Raw genomic sequence first — 659 nt, forward strand, 5'->3', positions numbered from 1 at the left:
ATTGACGTTAGTCACAGAAGAAGCACCGGCTAACTCCGTGCCAGCAGCCGCGGTAATACGGAGGGTGCGAGCGTTAATCGGAATAACTGGGCGTAAAGGGCACGCAGGCGGTTATTTAAGTAAGATGTGAAAGCCCCGAGCTTAACTTGGGAATTGCATTTTAGACTGGATAACTAGAGTACTTTAGGGAGGGGTAGAATTCCACGTGTAGCGGTGAAATGCGTAGAGATGTGGAGGAATACCGAAGGCGAAGGCAGCCCCTTGGGAAGATACTGACGCTCATGTGCGAAAGCGTGGGGAGCAAACAGGATTAGATACCCTGGTAGTCCACGCTGTAAACGATGTCGATTTGGGGATTGGGGTTTAACTCTGGTGCCCGTAGCAAACGTGATAAATCGACCGCCTGGGGAGTACGGCCGCAAGGTTAAAACTCAAATGAATTGACGGGGGCCCGCACAAGCGGTGGAGCATGTGGTTTAATTCGATGCAACGCGAAGAACCTTACCTACTCTTGACATCCATAGAATCTAGTAGAGATACTGGAGTGCCTTCGGGAGCTATGAGACAGGTGCTGCATGGCTGTCGTCAGCTCGTGTTGTGAAATGTTGGGTTAAGTCCCGCAACGAGCGCAACCCTTATCCTTTGTTGCCAGCATGTAA

Annotated in this window: 1 rRNA gene; it reads left to right on the forward strand. The window is 50.8% G+C overall.

From position 1 onward, the window contains the following. Positions 1 to 659 (forward strand): 16S ribosomal RNA (locus ACTG7Q_RS10835); the annotation flags it as partial.

The organism is Lonepinella sp. BR2474 (genome assembly GCF_051851555.1).
Classification (GTDB): domain Bacteria; phylum Pseudomonadota; class Gammaproteobacteria; order Enterobacterales; family Pasteurellaceae; genus Lonepinella.